Source organism: Photorhabdus heterorhabditis, assembly GCF_018448905.1.
Taxonomy (GTDB): domain Bacteria; phylum Pseudomonadota; class Gammaproteobacteria; order Enterobacterales; family Enterobacteriaceae; genus Photorhabdus; species Photorhabdus heterorhabditis.
The window spans coordinates 1-21,402 of sequence record NZ_RCWA01000023.1; the positions used below are offsets into that span (position 1 = coordinate 1).

A 21,402-nucleotide genomic window follows, 5' to 3' on the forward strand; every position below is an offset into this window, starting at 1 on the left:
GGACGGCGCCTTGCGTGGCGACATTGAACTCTTTATAAGTATTGTGAGATATCCCCATATCATTTGGCGTAGCAATATTGACCACCGGGACATTGCCCTGATTTTGGACCTGTGTTTGGGGGCTATCCGGTGTTATTCCCGCGGCAATCGCCGGGTGTAGTGGCTGGATTGCCGTCAGGTAAATTAAAAGATAACTCGTGGTTCTGACCACAGCGTCGTGGCGTTTACTCATTGCGTATCCCTTTCCTAATGTAAGTGTTACAAAGTGAGTGAAGCTGACCCATTAAATGCCCCGTTATCTGCGGTCAGGTTGCGGTGATAAAGGCGTCATTTTTCATAAATAATCTGAATAGCTTAATAGTGACGTCATTAAACTATTCTAATGGGTAATTAATTGACTGTCAGAATGGGTAGAGCAAAATGTGATCAGCAATCGTTTTTTAACCCTGACAATGGGGAATGAGATATATTAAATGCTGAAAAGTGGCGATAAGATTAGAGATACCATCTAAAGTCTTTACAACAACATCAACTCTTTTAGTTTCTGCGTAATGGTATTACGTCACCAACCAAGCAGATGTGTGGCATCCTGTTTATTTCCTTTTATACCCTTCATCCTTCAAGTTGCTGCTTTGTTGGCTGCTTTCACTTACCCCAGTCTCATCGTTATCTATGCTCTGGGGATGCATTCATTTGCCGCAGCGCTGTATTCACGATTTTAAAAGGTTATGCCAGATTCAATAAAGGTAAAATAAATGGAGGATAAATTATCGATAAAAAGAAACTTGTTTTATAAACCTAATGCTTTTTTCCTTTTCCTGTATTTGATTGAACCGTGATAATCAAGACGCCAAAAGCCCGCAATCTGAACCGGAGTCAAACTCCGGTTCTTGAGCAAAAACAAGTTATATGCTTTGTGAAAGCAAGGAGAAAACCTGCCGAGCATTCTTGCATTTAACTAAAAGTTGAGGCGTCAGAATAACACCAAATTTTTCAGTGAGACGCCGAGCGATTTCTTTGAGATGAGAAGGTCTTAATCCTAGCGCTAAAAACTCAGAATCTTCATTCAAACCAGATAACGGCTGCGCACCAATGGTATGCAAATAAATGCCGAGGATCGATTGGTAATATCCATCCTCTGCGCTGTTATTGACTCTTTGGCTCTCTGATACAACGGACTTCTTATCAACCAAATTATCCGACTTCAATTGCGTAAAGAACGCCCTAATTTGATGGCGATCTATTTTACCGTTTGCAGACAAAGGAAATGCCTGGATATGAGTAAAACGTGTTGGTATATGAGAGACAGGTAAAAGCTCATGAGAAAAATCCCGTAATTCGGAAGCAGGAATTTCCCGGTTATTTAGCGTCGTATACATAGCGCCTAACGTTGCATCACCATTTTGCTCATTTGGATAATCAACGACCACAATATTATTGATTTGTGGGTGCTTACATAGCTCACTTTCAATATCAGGCAGGGACACTCTAATCCCCCGAATTTTGACATAACCATTTACTCTGCTGGCAAAGATAATTGTGCCATCTTTTCGGTAATAACCCTGATCTCCTGTTCTAAATGCTCTTAACTGTTCACCCTTAGGCGAAGTGATAGTGACAAAATCCTTTTGCACAACAATACCATCTTCAAGATAGCCTAAGGCAAGATTGACGCCTGTCGTATAAATCCGACCCGTCACAAACGCCGGGCAATGTTCATTGATATCATTACAGATAAAATATTGAGTCGCAGGCAGTGGTTTACCATAGGGAATAAGGCTAACATCCTCTGAGGTAATTTCATGCCATATACTCCAAATTGTCGTTTCAGTTGGCCCTCCCAAAGAAAACAACCGGATATCAGGATAAGTTGTTCGAATTTCCGCAATGATCATAGGCTTAATATAATCACCGCCCTGCGCTATCAATCTAAGGGAAGAGAGAGAATCTCCGTTTTGGCATGCAATTAACATTTCTAAAATCGCCGGCACTGAACACCAAATAGAAACTTTGTGTTTCGACACCAGCCGATTCCAACGGATAGCATCTTTCTCTTCATGGGATTCAGGGATAACCAATGTCGCACCAATAGTTAGTGATGCAAAAAGGTCAAAAACAGACATATCATGATGTAATGGCGTGACGGAAATAAACACATCATTTTGTTTAACCTCCCATTTATTCATGGTTTGCCCGATAACATGAGATGTTGCTTTGTTATTGAGCACCACACATTTAGGCTTACCCGTTGTTCCAGAGGTATACAGATAATAAGCGGGTTCAATGCTATGACTCAGTGATGATAACGTTTCTAAGGGGAGTGAGACGTTTTCAGAAACCGAGATGAGTAGTGTCTCCAATGTGATGGCTTTATCACTATTCAACTGTTCGGCAGTGACAATAAGATCAGGATGGCAATTCGTTAGCAAATAATCCAGTCGTTCAGAGGGAGAATTAACATCAATAGGCACCCAGATAATCCCCAAAAGCGCACATGCGATTGTTACCATCACATGCTCAGGACTACGAGGTAAACAAATCGCGACAACACTCCCTTTGCGCAACCCATAATGATTCAGATTATTTACTATCTTTTGAACATCTTCCCCCAACTCAGAATAAGTAATTTGCCGATCCCCACAGATGATGGCAGATTTTTTTAATTTTGCCGTCAATAGGTTATCCGCGATACGCGTCAGGAAATTTGAACAAATAAAATCACTGTCATCACCGTTATCTTTGTAATGGTGATATTCAATCGCCTGAGAAAAATCCACCGCGAGGTTTCCCTGACGACAAATAAGCGTTATTGCCTGAGTGATTGTTTGTAAAATATCTTGCACGATATTTTTTTCCAGGGCTTTTTCTGCATAATCAATGGATAACACCAAGTTTTTATCCTGATCCAGGGAAAAACGAATATCCATTGCAACTTGTGGTGTCTGAGTTAATCCATCATAAAAAGAGACATCTCCAGATGCAGAGAGTGTTTTCCATGACAAGCCATTCGTTAATACAACCGGTAACGCTAAACCTATCTGGTATTGATTAAATATCAGCTTATTAATATCAACACCGGAAAAATCCAGATGTTCCAGAGACGCAAAAATATCATTTTGAAAAGCACTCGCTCTTTCCAAAAATGGCACCTGGTCTCTCTTAAAATAAGCCGCAATAAATGAAGACTCATTACTAAACTGCATTTTCTGACCGGGAATAGCAACCGGAACACCGATACATAACGTACTATCTTGTGTCCAAAATGACATTATCTCCAGAATAATCGTGGATAAAATCGTATTTTGAAACAGGCCATAAGATGAAGCTATTTTAGACAAATGATTCAACGTCGCGCTGGGAACAGTGACCTTCTCTCTTCTGTAACGAGAAGATTTAATCGATTCGGGTGGTTTCTTCCAAGGCAAAGTCGGGGGGCCAGGATATTCTTTCAGCTTTTCTGACCAATATTGAGCATCACTTTGCTTTTTCAAGCCAGAAGGCTGAGGAAGCAGGTGAGCGATATTTCTCGTTTGTATATCGCCTTTCTGGTCATTCTCATCCCCCTCAAACAATTTAAACAATATTAGAGAGATAGCTCTACCATCTAAAATCAGTGCATCAAAACTCACAAACACTATTGTCGCAAAATGGTCATTACTCTCATCTTCTGGCTCTGCCAATTTAATAACCCAAATATGCCAAGGAGAACGAGAAAGATCGTGGATTTTATGAGAATACGCCTGCCTCATCTCATCTATCCTTTGATAAGCCACTGAACGAGGAATACCCGTGAAATCAATTTCATCAAGATTCAGGGTAATGGCATCGGAAACATGTTGAACCAATGAATTTTCATCTATATGGGTACGTAACGCATCGTATTGCTGCACTAATCTGGTTAGCCGAGTCTTAATGACAGAAAACTCGATGTTACCTCTGAATTCCCTGAAATCATGCATGGCAACACCACCCAATGGTAACAGTTCACTCCGGCCTAGTAGGTATGCACATTGTAATGGTGTCAGTGCGGTATCCATGATATTTCCTCGATTTTTGATGATGAGAAAGAACAAAACCTACGTTAACGAACTTAAACATTTAGCATCCTTCAAAAAGAAAGATTACTTCGGCTTGCTAAGGATTTTCAGTAGTGCCTCAGCCGTCTTTTCAGCCGCTCCCTGCGATCTCACTGTCATCGTCTGCGCCAGTGCACTTAATGTTCGATGAGTCTTAATATCGTCAATGATCAGCCCTGCCTGTGGGATATATTTGTTAATAAATCCCGTTAATTCTTCCGCGATATCAGCGTCAATATCTAATGCAGAAAGAGAAGTATTAACGTTAATATTTTCTTCATTCGTAAGCCGAGACAGCAGAAGAATGAGCATTTTCTCAACACAAGAGGAAGTTACCTTTTCAGTCCCCACATCCTGATACAAAGCAGAATGAGATGAGAAAAAATAGTCCAAAGATTGGTTTATCAATTCAGGCGAACGAATGATCATTCGAATCAAAGAGAGATATATACCAAACATTCTGCGGATATACGGTTCAGGGAAAACATCCAGACGAACATCCCAATTAACTAAAATTCCTTCATAAGCAGGCACAACCTGAACATCCAAAGCAACCTGTGGGCCTTGCGAAATAACAAAAGTCATGTCACCGAAAGCACGGGTGACATTTTCGGAAAATAAATTATCGCCACTGATACCAAAACCGGATGTAAAAACGATGGGCGAAATTTGCATATTACCGTGGTATCTGGAGAGATCTCGCATAACACTGACTCCCGGATAAGTACAGTGAGAGAGGAGTAAAGCGATTTGATCAGCCAAACGACGGCATAATGTAATCATCGGTTCATAACGCTGTAATTCAACACTTAAAATAAATAAATCTGAAAAATCACCAACAATTTGCTCCACATCACTGAGGTAACGTTCTCGCTGGAACGTAGGCACATTTAATCTAAATTTGTCAGATTGTGTGCAAATCCCCACCGTACAAGCGAAAAGAGATAGAAATAATGTTGATAGCGTAATCTGATATTTTTTAGCTGTTGCCTTTAACGATTGCTTTTCTTCTTTAGTCAGTTGCACAGCTAATCGCTCACTACAATATTCGTCCTTTGGAAAATGGCTATGAATATGAGATAACTTAGGGGCTGGTGGAATTTGCGCAATACGCGTACTCCACCACTTTTTATCACGTTCACGTAGAGTCAATAAAAGTTTATCTGCCTGCATTCGCTCTAAATAGTGAAAATAAGTGCTTCCTCCATTTTTCAGTTGATGGTCAGGCTGGTGATAAAATCGGGCCAAATCTTCCATAAGGAGACGAAAACTTTGCGCATCACCGGCGATCATGTCCAGATCAACATGCAAACGAAAATCTCCATCCTTTAAAAGAGTGACACTCAAATCGATAGGCTGACCATGTTCAAGATTCAGTCTCTGGTGGGTTTTGCTTTTTCGTTTACTTTCCAGAAAATCAGCAATGCCTTTTTCGTCATATATGCTGACATCATCAATGTGCAATTTATTATTGGAAGACAGACTTTCTATAGTTTGCATGCCATCCGGTGTAACGCGTAGTCGTAACATCGGATGAATATCAAAGAGGTACTGTACAGCAATTTTCAGCCGCTCAAGATCAAGCCCAGTACCATCAAACTCGGCATACAAATGTGCGGTAACACCACCCAACGTCTGTTCATATTGCCGGCCAACCCAATAAGCGGCCTGCATGGTCGTTAGCTCTCTCATTTGGTTTCCATAAAGTTTATACCCGTCATCTTTCAAGTTGCCTCTTTGTTGGCTGCACTCACTCACCCCGGTCACATCGTTCTCTATAACATAGTTATCTATGCTCCCGGGGATTCGCTCCCTTGCCGCCGCGCTGCAATTTGAAATCTATTGGGTATAGATGATTAACTACAACAAAAATGCGATTACATGAGAATGATAATAAAAATTATTATTATCTGATAAATAAAGCAACATGAATATGAATTATCATGATGTTAATAATTAAAACCATATAAAAATATCTATACTTATTAAATAGATAAAACAACACAACGGATGAAAAACCTTATTCAATAGAACCATAACGGGGAACACACTATCAAAATTAGATATAAAAATTAATATATCCAATAAATCTGCGGTATTATTCCACCTGAATGTGAATTGAGAGCAAAGCAAGCTTTTAGTATTAGGGAGACGATGGATAGCAAACAGCCCAAAGGGGAGTCATTTTTCGAGGCGTTCCTGTTTTTCTATGCCTTCTTTTAGCATTTCTAACGATGCGCCGCCTGCGGTTATCAGGCAATACGCACGGAACGGGTGAGGATATCAATAACCCTTGCACAAGCAGCATGGATTGCAAGCTCGGTAGGAAAAATAGTTAACGATGTCAATAATGATGTGGCTAAAAAGCATATTGAAAAAAGTGAAATGACACATAACGCAAGAACTGATTTATTAACTCGAATTAAACAAATTAACAAAGAGAACAGGTAAAGAATAATATTTGGCAAAAATGAATATACCCGTCATCTTTCAAGTTGCTTCTTTGTTGGCTGCACCCACTCACCCCGGTCACATCGTTCTCTATAACATAGTTATCTCTGCTCCCGGGGATTCGCTCCCTTGCCGCCGCGATGCATCTTGAAATCCATAGGGTATAGTTCATATGAATCGCCATTCATAATTCATACGACGAAAATAAATACTCGGCTAATGCCTAGTCAGTTAAATAACCGGCTGGCCGTTTCAGAAATAGCATTCTGTCGCACAATAGAATTTCCTCAAAATAACCGATGCGTGTTGCAAAAAGCCCCCGCTATAATCGCGGCGGGAGCAAAAGTCACTCACAATACATCAACGGCATTTAATTCCTTGAAAGCCTGTTCCAGACGGGTAGTCATAGAAACCTGGCTTGCACGCAGCCATACGCGTGGATCATAGAATTTCTTATTTGGCTTGTCTGCGCCTTCTGGGTTACCCAACTGGCCCTGCAAGTAGCCTTCATTCTTTTTGTAGTAGCTCAGAATACCTTCCCAGGTTGCCCATTGAGTGTCAGTATCGATATTCATTTTAACAACACCGTAGCTAACCGCTTCTCGGATCTCTTCTGCTGTAGAGCCAGAACCGCCGTGAAAAACGAAATCCAAGCTATTGTGTGGCAAATTGAATTTCTCAGAGACATAGTCCTGAGAGTTACGCAGAATTTTTGGCGTCAGTTTAACGTTACCTGGCTTATAAACACCATGAACATTACCGAAAGAAGCAGCAATGGTGAAACGTGGGCTGATGGCGTTTAACTTCTCATAAGCGTAAGCAACGTCTTCTGGTTGAGTATATAGGGCAGAGCTGTCCATATGGCTGTTATCAACACCATCTTCCTCACCACCAGTACAACCCAATTCAATTTCCAGTGTCATATCAATTTTCGCCATGCGAGCCAGATACTTACTGCAAATCTCAATATTTTCTTCCAAGGATTCTTCTGACAAATCGATCATATGAGAAGAGAACAACGGCTTACCGGTCGCTGCATAATGTTTCTCACCCGCATCCAACAGACCATCAATCCATGGCAACAGTTTACGCGCACAGTGGTCAGTATGCAGGATCACAGGAACACCATAATGCTCAGCCATCTGATGAACATGGTGAGCCCCAGAAATTGAACCCAGAATAGCCGCTTGTTGACCTTCAGCTTTCAACCCTTTACCAGCGATAAAAGCAGCACCACCGTTAGAAAACTGAATAATAATTGGAGAACGAACTTTTGCGGCAGTTTCCAAAACTGCGTTGATTGAATCAGTACCTACACAGTTTACCGCTGGCAACGCAAAGTTGTTTTCTTTGGCTATTGCGAACACTTTTTGAACATCATCACCAGTGATGACACCCGGTTTTACGAAATCAAAAATTTTAGACATGTTACGTGGGTCCTGTTTAGAGCGGGCAGATAAAACTGCCCGTCATGACTTAATTACTGTTTTGCACGTTCTTCCAGCATCACAACCGCGGGCAGTTTTTTTCCTTCTACAAACTCAAGGAAAGCCCCACCACCGGTAGAGATGTAAGAAATTTTGTCAGCAATACCGAACAGATCGATCGCTGCCAGAGTATCGCCACCCCCTGCGATAGAGAATGCATCACTATCAGCAATTGCACGGGCTACAATTTCAGTTCCTTTACGGAAATTAGGGAATTCAAATACACCAACCGGGCCATTCCACAGAATAGTTTTGGCGTTTTTCAAGATTTCCGCCAGACGTTGAGCAGATTCATCCCCCAAGTCAAGGATTTGCTCATCATCTTTAATATCACTGGTAGATTTCAGGGTTGCTTCTGCGGTTTCAGAAAATTCGGTTGCTACACGAACATCAGTTGGCACCGGGATATCACAGCTTGTCAGCAGTTTTTTCGCTTCTGGGATCAGATCATCTTCATATAGGGAACGACCAACATTATGACCTTCAGCGGCAACAAAAGTATTAGCAATACCACCACCGACAATTAGTTGATCAGCAATTTTTGACAACGAGTCCAGAACAGTCAATTTGGTTGAAACTTTAGAGCCACCGACGATAGCAACCATTGGACGGGCTGGCTTATCCAGCGCTTTACCCAAGGCGTCAAGTTCTGCGAACAACAAAGGACCCGCACAGGCAACAGGAGCAAACTTAGCCACACCATGAGTAGAAGCCTGAGCACGATGAGCCGTACCGAATGCATCCATGACATAAATATCACATAAGGAAGCGTATTTTTTAGCCAGCACTTCGTCGTCTTTCTTCTCACCTTTATTAAAGCGAACGTTCTCCAGAACAACCAATTCCCCTTCTGCCATATCCACACCTTCCAGATACTCTTTTTCCAGACGAACTGGAGAAGACAGTTTCTCTTTCAGGTAGTCTACTACTGGTTTCAGCGAGAATTCTTCATTATATTCGCCTTCAGTAGGTCGTCCAAGGTGAGAAGTCACCATGACTTTGGCGCCCCGTTTTAATGCTGCTTCGATGGTCGGTAAGGAAGCACGGATACGCGCATCAGAGGTGACTTTGCCATCCTTTACCGGAACGTTCAGGTCAGCACGGATCAAAACTCGCTTACCCGCTAGCTCTAAATCGGTCATCTTAATTACAGACATGGTGAATCCTCTCATTGATTCTCTAAATTATTTAATCTTATGCCGTGTGAAAATCTATTATGCACTGTCTGTCAGCAACAGATCATTTGAAACCTGTAGCAGCCATCGCTAACGCTGTATCCAGCATTCGGTTAGCAAAGCCCCATTCATTATCACACCAGACTAATGTTTTAATCAGATGTTGCCCACTTACCCGCGTTTGTGTGCCATCAACAATCGCGCTGTGGGGGTCATGGTTAAAATCCGTTGAGACTAACGGCAATTCTGTATAATCAACTATACCACGAAATGAAGTCGCTGCTGACTCTTGCATTAGTTCATTGATTATTTTGACATTTACCGGAGATTTTACCGTAACGCTCAAATCGATAGCAGTAACGTTAATCGTTGGTACACGTACTGAAATAGCTTCAAAACGGTCACAGAATTTTGGAAAAATCCGGGTTATTCCCACCGCCAGTTTGGTATCCACCGGAATAATAGACTGGCTTGCCGCCCGGGTACGCCGTAAATCTTTATGATAAGCATCAATCACAGGCTGATCATTCATTGAGGCATGAATTGTTGTCACTGTGCCAGACTCAATCTCAAATGCATCATCCAACAATTTAATGATGGGAATAATACAGTTAGTGGTACAAGAGGCATTGGATACAATGCGATCTGCGGCTGTCAATAAGTGCTGATTCACACCATAAACCACCGTCGCGTCTAAATCATTTCCACCCGGATGAGAAAACAGCACTTTTTTTGCCCCACTGGCAAGGTGTGCCTCCCCATCAGCCTTACTGCCATAAATCCCACTACAATCAAGAACAATATCAATACCCAATTCCTGCCAAGGTAGCGCCGATACATCTGGTTGATGAAACAAGCGAATATTGTCATCACCAACCTGCAACAAATCATTGTTCAGACGCACATCCCAGGCAAAGCGACCATGACTGGAGTCATATTTCAGCAAGTGAGCAATCCCTTCAGCATCTGCCAACTCGTTAACAGCAATAACAGCGATCTCAGCCCGGCGACCCGATTCATAAAGAGCACGTAAAACACTGCGCCCTATCCTGCCAAAACCGTTTATTGCTACCTTGATTGTCATGTTACTCCCGAATAATAGTAATTATCACGCAACCGCTTAGAATAACCGACTCAATCATTAATGTACCGACTGTTTATCACAAAATTGTTAAAACAATGGCACCGAAAACGCCGTCAGACAACAAAACGAAACGATTCAGCTACTAGTAAGGAGATTACGGGAAAAGGAAATTGATCGCAATAGCAAAAAGTGATCAACTCACAAGTTGATAAAACTTACTACGGTAAGGTTATCTATACCCTTGTTTCATTGATATATAATTCAAGATAAATATGGGCGCTAATATTGAAATAATGAATCGCCAATGCGACATAGATCACCAAATATATCCAGATAATCTATTTTCAAATCAATTTTGTTAAATTTTCCAGAATCAACCTTCAATAATTGTATCGCTCAAAATAAGGAGCACATCCGCCCAAAATTTGATTCGGATGCGCTCGCTAACAAATTTACTAATTATTTCAGCAGAGCTTTAGCCTTAGCGACCACATTCTCTACAGTGAAACCAAACGCTTTAAACAGTTGATCAGCCGGCGCTGACTCACCAAATGTATTCATACCAATGATAGCGCCATTCATACCGACATATTTAAACCAGTAATCAGCAATACCCGCTTCGATCGCAACACGCGCAGAAACCATAGCAGGCAGAACGGCCTCACGGTACGCCGCATCCTGTTTATCAAAAGCATCAGTAGATGGCATAGAAACTACGCGCACCTTACGACCTTCCTGAGTCAGTTGATTGTAAGCCGCCACAGCCAGTTCAATTTCTGAACCCGTTGCGATCAGAATCAGCTCTGGCTGACCTTCACAATCTTTCAGAATGTAAGCGCCTTTCTCAATATTAGCCAATTGCTCAGCAGTACGCTCTTGCTGAGCCAAATTCTGGCGAGAGAAAATAAGTGCTGATGGACCCGTTTTACGTTCGATAGCGTATTTCCACGCCACCGCAGATTCAACCTGATCACACGGGCGCCATGTACTCAGATTTGGCGTTACACGCAAACTTGCAATTTGTTCTACTGGCTGGTGAGTTGGACCATCTTCACCTAAACCGATTGAGTCATGGGTATAAACAAAGATGCTGCGAATTTTCATCAGTGCTGCCATACGCACCGCGTTACGAGCATATTCAACGAACATCAGGAACGTGGCACCGTAAGGTACAAAGCCACCATGCAGAGCAATACCGTTCATAATGGCTGACATGCCAAATTCACGCACCCCATAATGGATATAGTTACCTGCCTGATCTTCGTTCAACGGCTTAGAACCTGACCACATCGTCAGGTTACTTGGTGCCAAATCAGCAGACCCCCCCATAAACTCAGGCAGCACTTTACCGAATGCCTCCAAAGCATTCTGAGATGCTTTACGGCTGGCAATATTGGCCGGATTATTTTGCAACTGTTCGATAAATGCTTTTGATTCGGCTTCCCAATTTGCAGGCAATTCACCACAGGTACGGCGTTTAAATTCAGCCGCTAATTCAGGGTACGCTTTTTCATAAGCAGCGAATTTTTCATTCCAGATTGTTTGTTTTGCTTTACCCGCTTCTTTTGCATCCCACTCTGAATAGATTTCCACCGGAATTTCAAATGCTGGATGATGCCAACCCAATGCTTCGCGAGTTGCTGCTATCTCTGCATCACCCAATGGAGCACCATGGGAATCGTGAGTACCTGCTTTGGTTGGTGCGCCAAAACCGATCACCGTTTTACACATCAACAGTGAAGGTTTATCAGAAACTTTACGGGCTTCTTCAATCGCTGCTTTGACCGAGTCTGCATTATGACCATCAACGCCGCGAACCACATGCCAGCCATAAGCCTCAAAACGGCTTGCTGTATCATCTGTAAACCAGCCTTCGACATGACCATCAATGGAAATACCATTGTCATCATAGAAAGCAACCAGTTTGCCCAGTTTTAACGTTCCCGCCAAAGAACACACTTCATGAGAAATGCCTTCCATCATGCAGCCGTCACCCATAAATACATAAGTGTTATGGCCAACAATATCATGACCGGGACGGTTAAATTGCTCAGCCAAGGTACGTTCAGCAATCGCGAAGCCTACCGCGTTGGCAATCCCCTGCCCTAAAGGACCCGTCGTAGTTTCTACGCCTGGAGCATAACCATACTCAGGATGGCCTGGGGTTTTGGAATGTAACTGACGGAAATTTTTCAAATCTTCAACTGAAACATCATAACCGGTGAGATGCAACAGGCTATAAATCAACATAGAACCATGACCGTTAGACAATACAAAGCGATCACGATCGGCCCAATGTGGGTCAGTTGGGTTATGATTCAAATAATCACGCCATAAAACTTCAGCGATATCAGCCATTCCCATAGGCGCACCAGGGTGCCCTGATTTTGCTTTCTGCACTGCATCCATACTCAGGAAGCGAATAGCATTGGCAAGGGTTTTACGAGTGGTCATTTTCTACTCCAAGTGGGATAAAAGCGTTTAGGGGGTAATTTTCTCAGCACAGCGTACAAACCGCAATCTTTAAAGCCCAAAAGGGAAACTATCTTAATTTCACCTGAACGGCAATTCTTTGATTTAGGTCGCTGATTTACATAAATTTCAGTGCTATCAGAGCAATAAATAAACGAACTATACCCTATGGATTTCAAGATGCATCGCGGCGGCAAGGGAGCGAATCCCTGGGAGCATAGATAACTCTGTGACCGGGGTGAGTAAGTGCAGCCAACAAAGAAGCAACTTGAAAGATGACAGGTATAATTGAGTAATACTAAAGAGATGAGTGAGTTAATTAAACATAACCATGAGCCGCAAATCAAGACATAAGATGGTAAAGCATAAAATACCCAATTAAATGAAAATACATCTTTAATTCATGGAAATTTACAAGCATCACATTAATTGTTTATATTGATCATATATACATATTAATGTCCTATCGGCATTGTGATTTACAATCATTACCGGAACATCAATAAACGAATCAAATAGTGCAAAATAAAATAATAATCATGGTTATATTTTCTTACATAATGAAATTTTTACACAAAATAATAAGCAATTTAATTAACAAATATAGAAAAAATAAAAAAATACTATTTTTTAACGAATTAATTATTGCAATCCATTATATGATCGAGTTATTTTAAATATAATAATTAAAATAACCACGCAGATAACTACTTAGAGCCTATCTCAATAGGCGTAATTGTTGCAGGCAGTTTGAACACGGACAGCGCGGAAAAACCGGAGCGTACACGTAGTACGTGAGGATTTTGAACACTGCCCAGGTTCAAAATGACAAATAAAATAGCCCTATTGGGATAGGCAGTTAATTAGTCATTAGGCGATTCTTATGTCATATATGAAAAACAGACCAAATAATATCACTCCGCAATTACTTCATATGTGGGAAAAAAGTGATGAGCCATGGGGAGCCAAAGATTGCCAGTCAAGATTTATATATGCAAATTCAGCTTTTTACCAGTTACTTAACCTGTCTGAAGATTTCGACATTGCAGGGCTTTCAGTAGGTGAATTACCCTCAACCATTGCAGAATATGAAGAAGAATTCAACCATCAAGATCAAAAAGTCATTCAAACTATGCAAAAAGTAACTTCATTTAAAACCCATTTGTTTGGGAACAATAAAGTTAAACAAACCTACCTCTGTGATAAATATCCACTTTGTGATGAACATGGTAACTGTATCGGTATCACTTTTCATCTACATGAAATGCAAGATTTTTCTGTTTCTTACTATTATGAAAGAACATCGCCAAAAGCGCTGAAATTCACACCGCCTAATGACACACTAACTCAAATTGAGTGGGAAGTTCTTTTTTTGGCCCTTCGCTCATTAGATGAAGAAAGCATCAGCGAAAAATTAATGATTAGTACAGAAGATACAATTAATCATATTCAGTCAATTTACCGAAAATTTAATCTACCGCTGCATATAGAACTAGAAGATTTTTGCAAAGAAAATAATTTTGACCTTTACATTCCTGAAAGGTTTGCCGCTATAAGCAGCAGAGATTTATAAAATTTCATTAACAACATGACTCAAATACGGCCAGAATTAAAACCAAAAATCGGATGTTTTTTGATAAAATAGGAATTACATTGTGCATTACAAAAAATTAGCGGTATCTCCTCAAATTATTAATATGATGGAAACCAGTGATGAACCATGGGGAATTAAAGATAGAGGTTCCCACTTTGTTTATGAAAACAGAGCGATGGCTATGCTGCGAGATCTTCCTCCTGGTTATAATGTCGAAGGGCGTCTTGACAATGATTTACCATGGGCAGGAGCAGAATTTGCCGAACAATTCCAGATACATGACAGAGCAGTCATGCAATCAGAACAAAGAATATGTTCATTAGAAACACATTTATATGGCAAAGAAAAATTACTTTCCTCGTATTTCTTCGAAAAGTTCCCATTGTATAATGAAAATAATGAATGTGTTGGTACCATTTTTCATGCCTGGAAAGCTGAAGTCTTTTCTGTGACCCGCTTTTTTTATGGTAAGCTCCCCGCTTCTATCATGTTTCAGCCCCCCTCTGAATTATTTACTCAACGGGAATGGGATGTCATTTTCCTATTTTTACAGAAACACACCAGTAAACAAATCGGACGAATATTGAATATTTCTTATCGCACAGTAGAAACGCATATATTTAGAATATATAAGAAAATCGGTATCAACTCTGGTCAACAATTGGAAGAGTATTGTCGCCTTAATGATTTCGATCTGTATGTTCCTGAAAGATTTTTAAAACCAGGAAGTAAAATGTTTATATAATATTAAAAGTAAAAAATATGAAAACTAAAAACAATATATCGGCACAGATAATAAACACAATGGAAAATAGTTATGATCCTTGGGGAATTAAGGATATAAATACTTGTTTTATTTACGAAAATAAAGCAATGGCTATGTTACAAAATATTCCTGTTGATTTTAATGTTGAGGGGCGTTTTGATAGTGAATTACCCTGGGCAGGTGCTACCTTTGAAGAACAATTTCAACGACATGATAGAACAGTAATGCATTTGGAAAAAAGTGTATATTCATTAGAAACACATATATTTGGTAAAGAAAGACTTATTTCCTCATATTTATTCGAGAAATTCCCTTTTTATAACGAAAATAATGAATGTATTGGCATAATTTTCCACGGGCAGAAAACAAAATCCTTTTCTTTAAAACAATTTTTTAATGGAAAACTGCCACCTTCCATTATGTTTTGCTCTCCATCAAAACAGCTTTCACCGCAAGAATGGGAAGTTATTTTTCTTTTCCTAAAGAAACACAGCAAGAGGAAAATTAGTCAAATACTTAACATTCCTTATCTATCTATAGAAAATCATATGGAAAGAGTATATAAGAAACTAGAAATTAATTCTTATTCTCAACTAGATGAATATTGCCGATTAAATAATTTTAATTTTTATATACCGGAAAGATTTTTATTTCCTTACATATAAATATTATCTTTATTATAAGTTACATCACATTATCAAGGTAAAATATCAATCCGTCAGAGAAGATAAAGAATTTCACTTTAATTACATTAATATAACTTTTATTAAAATCAATAAATTTTCTAAAAATTTTATTATTACGTTATATACCCAATAGATTTCAAGTTGCAGTGCGGCGGCAAGTGAACGCATCCCCAGGAGCATAGATAACTATGTGACTGGGGTAAGTGAACGCAGCCAACAAAGCAGCAGCTTGAAAGATGAAGGGTATATAGAGGTAATTAAATTAATCGCCTGTATCTATTATAATTTAGACAATTAACAACATGTCATTACAAAAAAAGCGGGTAATAATCTTTTACTCTGCCATAATATCAGCAATAGATTTATCACTAGTAAAACTAAAATTTCATATCATGTTGTAGAAAAATAGGATTAAAGTACCCATGTGAAACTATAAATCAATGCAGCTATTAAATTAATAATATTTCGCAAGAATAATGAATTTGACTTTTACATTCATAAAGAACACCATAAATATACAGACAATATCTTTATAAACAATCGGTTTCATTATTAAGTATTCTTTTCTATAGCCTGCTCAATTCACCCTAATTGATAATCTGTGCTTAATTACTATTAAACAGTAAAAATATCGATGATTTATTTGTTATCAATATTTCCTTATAATTAAAATCAGGAGATTATTCATGTATATCCAAGATTGGCATCCGGCAGATATTATTGCAGCTCTACGAAAACAAGGAACAAATCTTTCAGCGGTTTCCCGAAAAGCAGGTCTGGCGTCATCTACACTGAGTAATGCCTTACATCGTCCGTGGCCAAAAGGAGAAGCCTTGATCGCCATCGAATTAGGTTTACATCCATCCGATATTTGGCCATCACGTTATAAACCTGGCAAAGAAAATAAGTTCCTGATAAGCAGCATAGAGTGCTGGTAGCATTTCGATGCCTTATTTTAATGTCATTTCACGACTGTCCATAAAGAGATTATTACGCAGATGTAACGGAAACGAAAAAGCCCCGGGAGATTACCCAGGGCTTCGGAATTTTGGCGGTGCGGACGGGACTCGAACCCGCGACCCCCGGCGTGACAGGCCGGTATTCTAACCGACTGAACTACCGCACCGCGCAGCGTTCTGGTTGAGAACGTGGTGAATATTACGAACCCAAATTCATTCCGTCAATGTTTTTTATAACAAAAAGGCACACCTGATCAACTTTTCACCCCAAAAGGTAATTTATCTGAAATTTTATTTTAACTCTGTCCAGAATTCATACGCCACAGACAGCTTCCACCTTTCTTCTCAACTAAATCCAATCTGGATTCATGAGCCGCAAGTTCTTCATCTGTTGCGTAAATAACTTTTAACTCAGTTTTAGGACGGGTAATACGGTGCACTTCAGAAACATTAGCACCGCCAGATACTTCTCCTTCCATCGAAAACGCAAGAGCAGTCTGCCCGCCTGTCATTATCAGGTAGACATCAGCCAATATCTCCGCATCAAGTAATGCTCCGTGTAAGGTTCTCTTAGAGTTGTCTATATCATAACGATCACACAACGCATCAAGGTTGTTTCTTTTCCCCGGAAATAATGCTCTTGCAAGTTGTAAGCTATCAGTAATCTTACAGAAATCAGCCGTTGGCGGGATATCACGATTCAGTTTCCCAAACTCATAATCCATAAAGCCGATATCAAAGGGGGCGTTATGGATGATCAACTCAGCGCCACGAATAAATTCAATAAATTCATCGGCAATATCAGCAAACAGCGGCTTATCCTGCAAAAATTCATCACTTATTCCATGAACTTCGAATGCTTCAGGATCGACCAATCTGTCTGGTTTAATATAGATATGAAAATGGCGCCCAGTCAGACGGCGGTTAATAACCTCCACAGCCCCAATTTCAATAATTTTGTGCCCTTCATAGTGAACACCGAGTTTATTCATACCGGTGGTTTCGGTATCAAGGACAATTTGTCGTGTAATTGCAGTGCTCATAATGCCTTTTTATGTCAGACTAAGATTTTGGATTGAATAGGATGAGTCTACCAGAGATGAGCAAACAGGTAGAAATTTTCACCGATGGATCTTGTCTGGGCAATCCGGGGCCAGGTGGATACGGTGTTTTATTGCGCTATCAACAACACGAAAGAACCCTTAGTGAAGGTTTTCATCACACAACTAACAACAGAATGGAGCTGATGGCTGCTATTATTGGCCTGGAAACGCTAACACGCCCTTGCAAAATCATACTCACCACCGATAGCCAATATGTGCGTCAAGGTATCACCCAATGGATTCATAACTGGAAAAAACGCGGCTGGCGTAAAGCAGATAAATCCCCTGTCAGCAATGTAGATTTGTGGCAACGCCTTGACCAAGCAATTGCCCGCCATGATATTGACTGGAAATGGGTCAAAGGCCACGCAGGGCATAGTGAAAATGAACGCTGTGATGAGTTGGCTCGGACTGCGGCAAACTCACCGACAGAAACCGACACTGGATATATCGAAAATACAGATTAATTACGCTTTCGATAACATTTTGTTGCGCCAACTGCACCGCTTAATTTAGGCTTTAACAACGTTACTTTCATCTGGTTTAGAGTTAATGGTATTGTCCGTTTACGGGCAATAATCAGACTTATACAACCAAATACAGGCAAGTGCCGATTAAAAAAACCAGTTTCATTTCGCCAGGGTAATACTTGAAAATTCCCGCGATACAGCACTTCATAATTAAGCAGACTTAACCAATCAAGTTGGCGCATCAGGGAAAACATATGACTGCAATAGGGCTGACAGCGCCATAATCCGGGCACTAATTTTCCTAAGCCAAGCAAACTCAATGAATTGAAGCCACTAATAATAATCCAACCATCATCAATTATCACTCGGTCAACTTCCCGTAACAAACGATGAGGATCTTCACTGTAAGCCAGCATATGACTCAACAAACAAGCATCAACCGATTTTTCTTCAAACGGCAGATGGTAAGGATCGGTAATCACCTGCATATTCTGCCCTTCCTTACCAACATTAATCTGGTTGAAAATCGGGCACGCCTTGCTATCAATTTCGGCACTCAAATTACCGATTTTCAACAGATGGAAACCAAATATTTTCTGCCACCAGGGTTGTAATTGACGTTCCAAAGCGGCACGGTAATATTCCCCCCAAGGTAAATCAGCCCAAGAAGCCGGGGGGTTCATGTTCTGTATTGTACGTGCAGATTTCACGGCTTCTTTTCCTTAATAAACTGCTGTTAATAAGAGGTATACAATGAAGCTTATCAGCATTCCGGCCCTTTCAGATAATTACATTTGGTTACTCTGTGACGAAAATAGACACTCTGTCATCGTCGATCCGGCGGAATCACAACCTGTTCTTGATACCTTAAAATCGCATGGCTGGATACCCAATGCGATTCTACTTACCCATCACCATCACGATCATGTTGGTGGCGTTCCAGGCATTCTTGATCAATACCCCGAGCTACCAGTATACGGCCCAAAGGAAACACAGAGCAAAGGTGCCACAATGATAGTACGTGGCGGGAATAGCATCAATTTCGGTCATTTTTCTTTCCAAGTTATAGATGTTCCTGGTCATACTCTGGGACATATTGCTTTTTATCAGGCACCTTACCTCTTTTGTGGGGATACATTATTCTCCGGTGGCTGCGGGCGCCTCTTTGAAGGCACCGCTGAGCAAATGTATACATCTATAGGGAAAATAGCCGCGCTACCTGATGACACACTCATCTGTTGCGCTCATGAATACACCGTTTCTAATATGAAATTTGCGCATGCGATTCTACCTAATCAGGCCATCAGTGAATATCAGCAAAAAGTAACCCAAATGAGGGAAAACAATCAACCAACAGTACCAACCACGTTACAAATTGAGAAAAAAATTAACCTTTTCTTAAAGTGTGATGATGTTGATTTGCAAAGAAATATTGGAATTGAACCCAATACTCAACCGCTTTCCGTCGTTTTCCGTCAACTCAGAATGAATAAAGACCAATTCTGATTAAGATAGTTGCCATATCAAGATAAGATAAGTATTATTGCTCGTCTTTTAAGCAACTATAAAAATTAATCATGAAGACAAAAGCGATTCTGTTCGCATCTGTCTTGCTGGTTGGCTGTCAATCCGGGCCAGATTGGTCAACGACAGCCGGGCAACGGGCACAGAATTCGTCTTCAACGAGTCTGAAAACAGGCAAGGCAGCAGCAACTGATGATAGCGGCCAGTTTGCTGCCTACTGGAAGGATGGTGATCCTAGCACTCAACAAGAGCTATGGGGATACATTCGTGATGAGTTGAAGATGAAGATCCCTGACAATTACAGGGTTCGTGAACAACGAAATTACTACTTAAAACACAAGAGCTATCTCCACGATGTAACTTTACGGGCTGAACCGTATATGTACTGGATAGTCGGGCAGATTAAACAGCGCGATATGCCGATGGAACTGGTACTGGTACCCATAGTGGAGAGTGCTTTTAACCCGCATGCTACCTCACATGCTAAAGCAGCAGGTCTGTGGCAGATTATCCCAGATACTGGCCGCAACTACGGTCTTACTCAAGACAAATGGTACGATGCACGCCGAGATGTTGCCGCCTCAACAACTGCCGCATTGAACCTGTTGCAACGCCTCAACAAAATGTTTAATGGCGACTGGCTACTGACTATTGCTGCTTACAACAGTGGCGAAGGCCGTGTTATACGCGCCATGAAAGGAAATGAAGCAAAAGGCAAACCGACAAATTTCTGGTCATTATCACTGCCGAGAGAAACTGCGCTCTATGTGCCTAAAGTTCTGGCGCTTAGTGATGTCATCCGCAACAGCGATAAATATGGCGTAACGCTGCCAAAATCCAATAATCAACGGGCTCTTGCACAAGTTGATGTTGGGCAGCAAATCACGCTGTCTCAAGCCGCAGAAATGGCAGGCATGTCCCTAACTTCTATTAAGGCATACAACCCCGGATATAAGCGAGGAGTGACATCCCCTAATGGCCCACATTATATTATGCTGCCAAAGTCAAAAGTTGATCAGTTTAAAAATTCATTGACAGATGGAACCGTTTTAAACAATATTCGTCAGGAAGTTGCTAAAAATAACCTCCGCCTGAATAAACAAAGCCAATATAAAGTTCGTTCAGGTGATACATTATCCGTAATTGCAAAACGGTTTAATATTTCTATCCGTGAATTACAACGTATGAATAACCTAAGGACTGCCAATTTATTGAAAATCGGGCAGACATTGAGGGTAAATAACGACAACGCTATTATTTACCGCGTTCGTCAGGGTGATTCAGTGGCCAGCATTGCTAAACGTCACGGTATTAATATTAAAGACTTAATGAGCTGGAATGACGGCATAAAAATTACAGATGTCAAACCTGGAATTGAATTAACGCTTTATGTCAATGAATTTTCTGATGAAGCTTAAAATCCTTTCCCGGCGGTGTTTTAAGGACGACAATAATAGATGGCCCTCTTTTGGGGCCATTTCCTTTATATCCAGTGGGATAAAGCTGAAATTGTAATATTCATAGCAGCTTCATAATCAACATCCCAGGATATTAA

The 21,402-nt window shown here is 40.7% G+C and carries 16 protein-coding genes and 1 tRNA gene; 7 read left to right on the forward strand and 10 right to left on the reverse strand.

What is annotated here, in order from left to right; all coding sequences use genetic code 11:
* The 7 genes from EAE89_RS14420 to tkt form a co-directional block, all read right to left on the reverse strand.
* Positions 1-232 (reverse strand): hypothetical protein (locus EAE89_RS14420; RefSeq protein ID WP_214086108.1); only part of this gene is annotated, 232 nt, incomplete at its 3' end.
* Positions 233-905: 673 nt separating this feature from the next.
* A complete protein-coding gene (locus EAE89_RS14425; protein ID WP_214086109.1) occupies positions 906-4,037 on the reverse strand; it encodes an amino acid adenylation domain-containing protein in 3,132 nt (1,043 codons plus the stop codon).
* Positions 4,038-4,121: 84 nt separating this feature from the next.
* On the reverse strand, positions 4,122-5,768 hold the full coding sequence (locus tag EAE89_RS14430; RefSeq protein WP_214086110.1) for a condensation domain-containing protein: 1,647 nt from the start codon (positions 5,766-5,768) through the stop codon (positions 4,122-4,124).
* Between the two features lie 1,109 nt (positions 5,769-6,877).
* Positions 6,878-7,954, reverse strand: coding sequence for a class II fructose-bisphosphate aldolase (gene fbaA, locus EAE89_RS14435; RefSeq protein WP_054480967.1), 1,077 nt, complete (start codon positions 7,952-7,954; stop codon positions 6,878-6,880).
* A 53-nt stretch (positions 7,955-8,007) separates the two neighbouring features.
* On the reverse strand, positions 8,008-9,171 hold the full coding sequence (gene pgk / locus EAE89_RS14440; RefSeq protein ID WP_054480965.1) for a phosphoglycerate kinase: 1,164 nt from the start codon (positions 9,169-9,171) through the stop codon (positions 8,008-8,010).
* An 82-nt stretch (positions 9,172-9,253) separates the two neighbouring features.
* Entirely contained in the window at positions 9,254-10,273 is a 1,020-nt protein-coding gene (gene epd / locus EAE89_RS14445; protein ID WP_054480962.1) for an erythrose-4-phosphate dehydrogenase, read from the reverse strand.
* Between the two features lie 459 nt (positions 10,274-10,732).
* Positions 10,733-12,727, reverse strand: coding sequence for a transketolase (gene tkt, locus EAE89_RS14450; protein ID WP_054480960.1), 1,995 nt, complete (start codon positions 12,725-12,727; stop codon positions 10,733-10,735).
* A gap of 901 nt (positions 12,728-13,628) precedes the next feature.
* On the opposite strand from tkt, the gene EAE89_RS14455 reads away from it, so the two are divergent.
* The 4 genes from EAE89_RS14455 (at position 13,629) to EAE89_RS14470 (ending at position 16,729) form a co-directional block, all read left to right on the forward strand.
* The gene (locus tag EAE89_RS14455) at positions 13,629-14,318 is read left to right on the forward strand and encodes a PAS domain-containing protein (protein ID WP_054480957.1); all 690 of its coding nucleotides are present in this window, start codon (positions 13,629-13,631) and stop codon (positions 14,316-14,318) included.
* Positions 14,319-14,400: 82 nt separating this feature from the next.
* Positions 14,401-15,084, forward strand: coding sequence for a helix-turn-helix transcriptional regulator (locus EAE89_RS14460; protein ID WP_083451957.1), 684 nt, complete (start codon positions 14,401-14,403; stop codon positions 15,082-15,084).
* Between the two features lie 17 nt (positions 15,085-15,101).
* A complete protein-coding gene (locus EAE89_RS14465; protein WP_054480954.1) occupies positions 15,102-15,770 on the forward strand; it encodes a helix-turn-helix transcriptional regulator in 669 nt (222 codons plus the stop codon).
* A 707-nt stretch (positions 15,771-16,477) separates the two neighbouring features.
* The gene (locus EAE89_RS14470; RefSeq protein ID WP_054481289.1) at positions 16,478-16,729 is read left to right on the forward strand and encodes a helix-turn-helix domain-containing protein; all 252 of its coding nucleotides are present in this window, start codon (positions 16,478-16,480) and stop codon (positions 16,727-16,729) included.
* Between the two features lie 111 nt (positions 16,730-16,840).
* On the opposite strand, the gene EAE89_RS14475 is transcribed toward EAE89_RS14470, so the two are convergent.
* Together EAE89_RS14475 and dnaQ are read right to left on the reverse strand one after the other, a co-directional pair.
* Positions 16,841-16,917 (reverse strand) — tRNA-Asp (locus EAE89_RS14475).
* A gap of 129 nt (positions 16,918-17,046) precedes the next feature.
* Complete coding sequence (gene dnaQ / locus EAE89_RS14480) at positions 17,047-17,793, reverse strand: DNA polymerase III subunit epsilon (protein ID WP_054481287.1); 747 nt, start codon at positions 17,791-17,793, stop codon at positions 17,047-17,049.
* Positions 17,794-17,849: 56 nt separating this feature from the next.
* Between dnaQ and rnhA the strand changes: the two genes are divergently transcribed.
* Entirely contained in the window at positions 17,850-18,320 is a 471-nt protein-coding gene (gene rnhA / locus EAE89_RS14485) for a ribonuclease HI (RefSeq protein ID WP_054481293.1), read from the forward strand.
* Here the strand turns inward: rnhA and EAE89_RS14490 are convergent.
* Entirely contained in the window at positions 18,317-19,033 is a 717-nt protein-coding gene (locus EAE89_RS14490; protein ID WP_054481285.1) for a class I SAM-dependent methyltransferase, read from the reverse strand. The two genes, rnhA and EAE89_RS14490, sit on opposite strands and share 4 nt — an antisense overlap.
* A 43-nt stretch (positions 19,034-19,076) precedes the next feature.
* Here EAE89_RS14490 and gloB point away from each other — a divergent pair, with 43 nt between their 5' ends.
* Positions 19,077-19,829 carry a hydroxyacylglutathione hydrolase gene (gene gloB, locus EAE89_RS14495; RefSeq protein ID WP_149617343.1) on the forward strand — a complete coding sequence of 251 codons (753 nt, stop codon included), beginning with the start codon at positions 19,077-19,079 and terminating at the stop codon, positions 19,827-19,829.
* A gap of 71 nt (positions 19,830-19,900) precedes the next feature.
* Positions 19,901-21,265 (forward strand): murein transglycosylase D, encoded by a 1,365-nt coding sequence (gene mltD, locus EAE89_RS14500; RefSeq protein ID WP_214086111.1) that lies wholly within the window; start codon positions 19,901-19,903, stop codon positions 21,263-21,265.
* Positions 21,266-21,402: the final 137 nt, after the last annotated feature.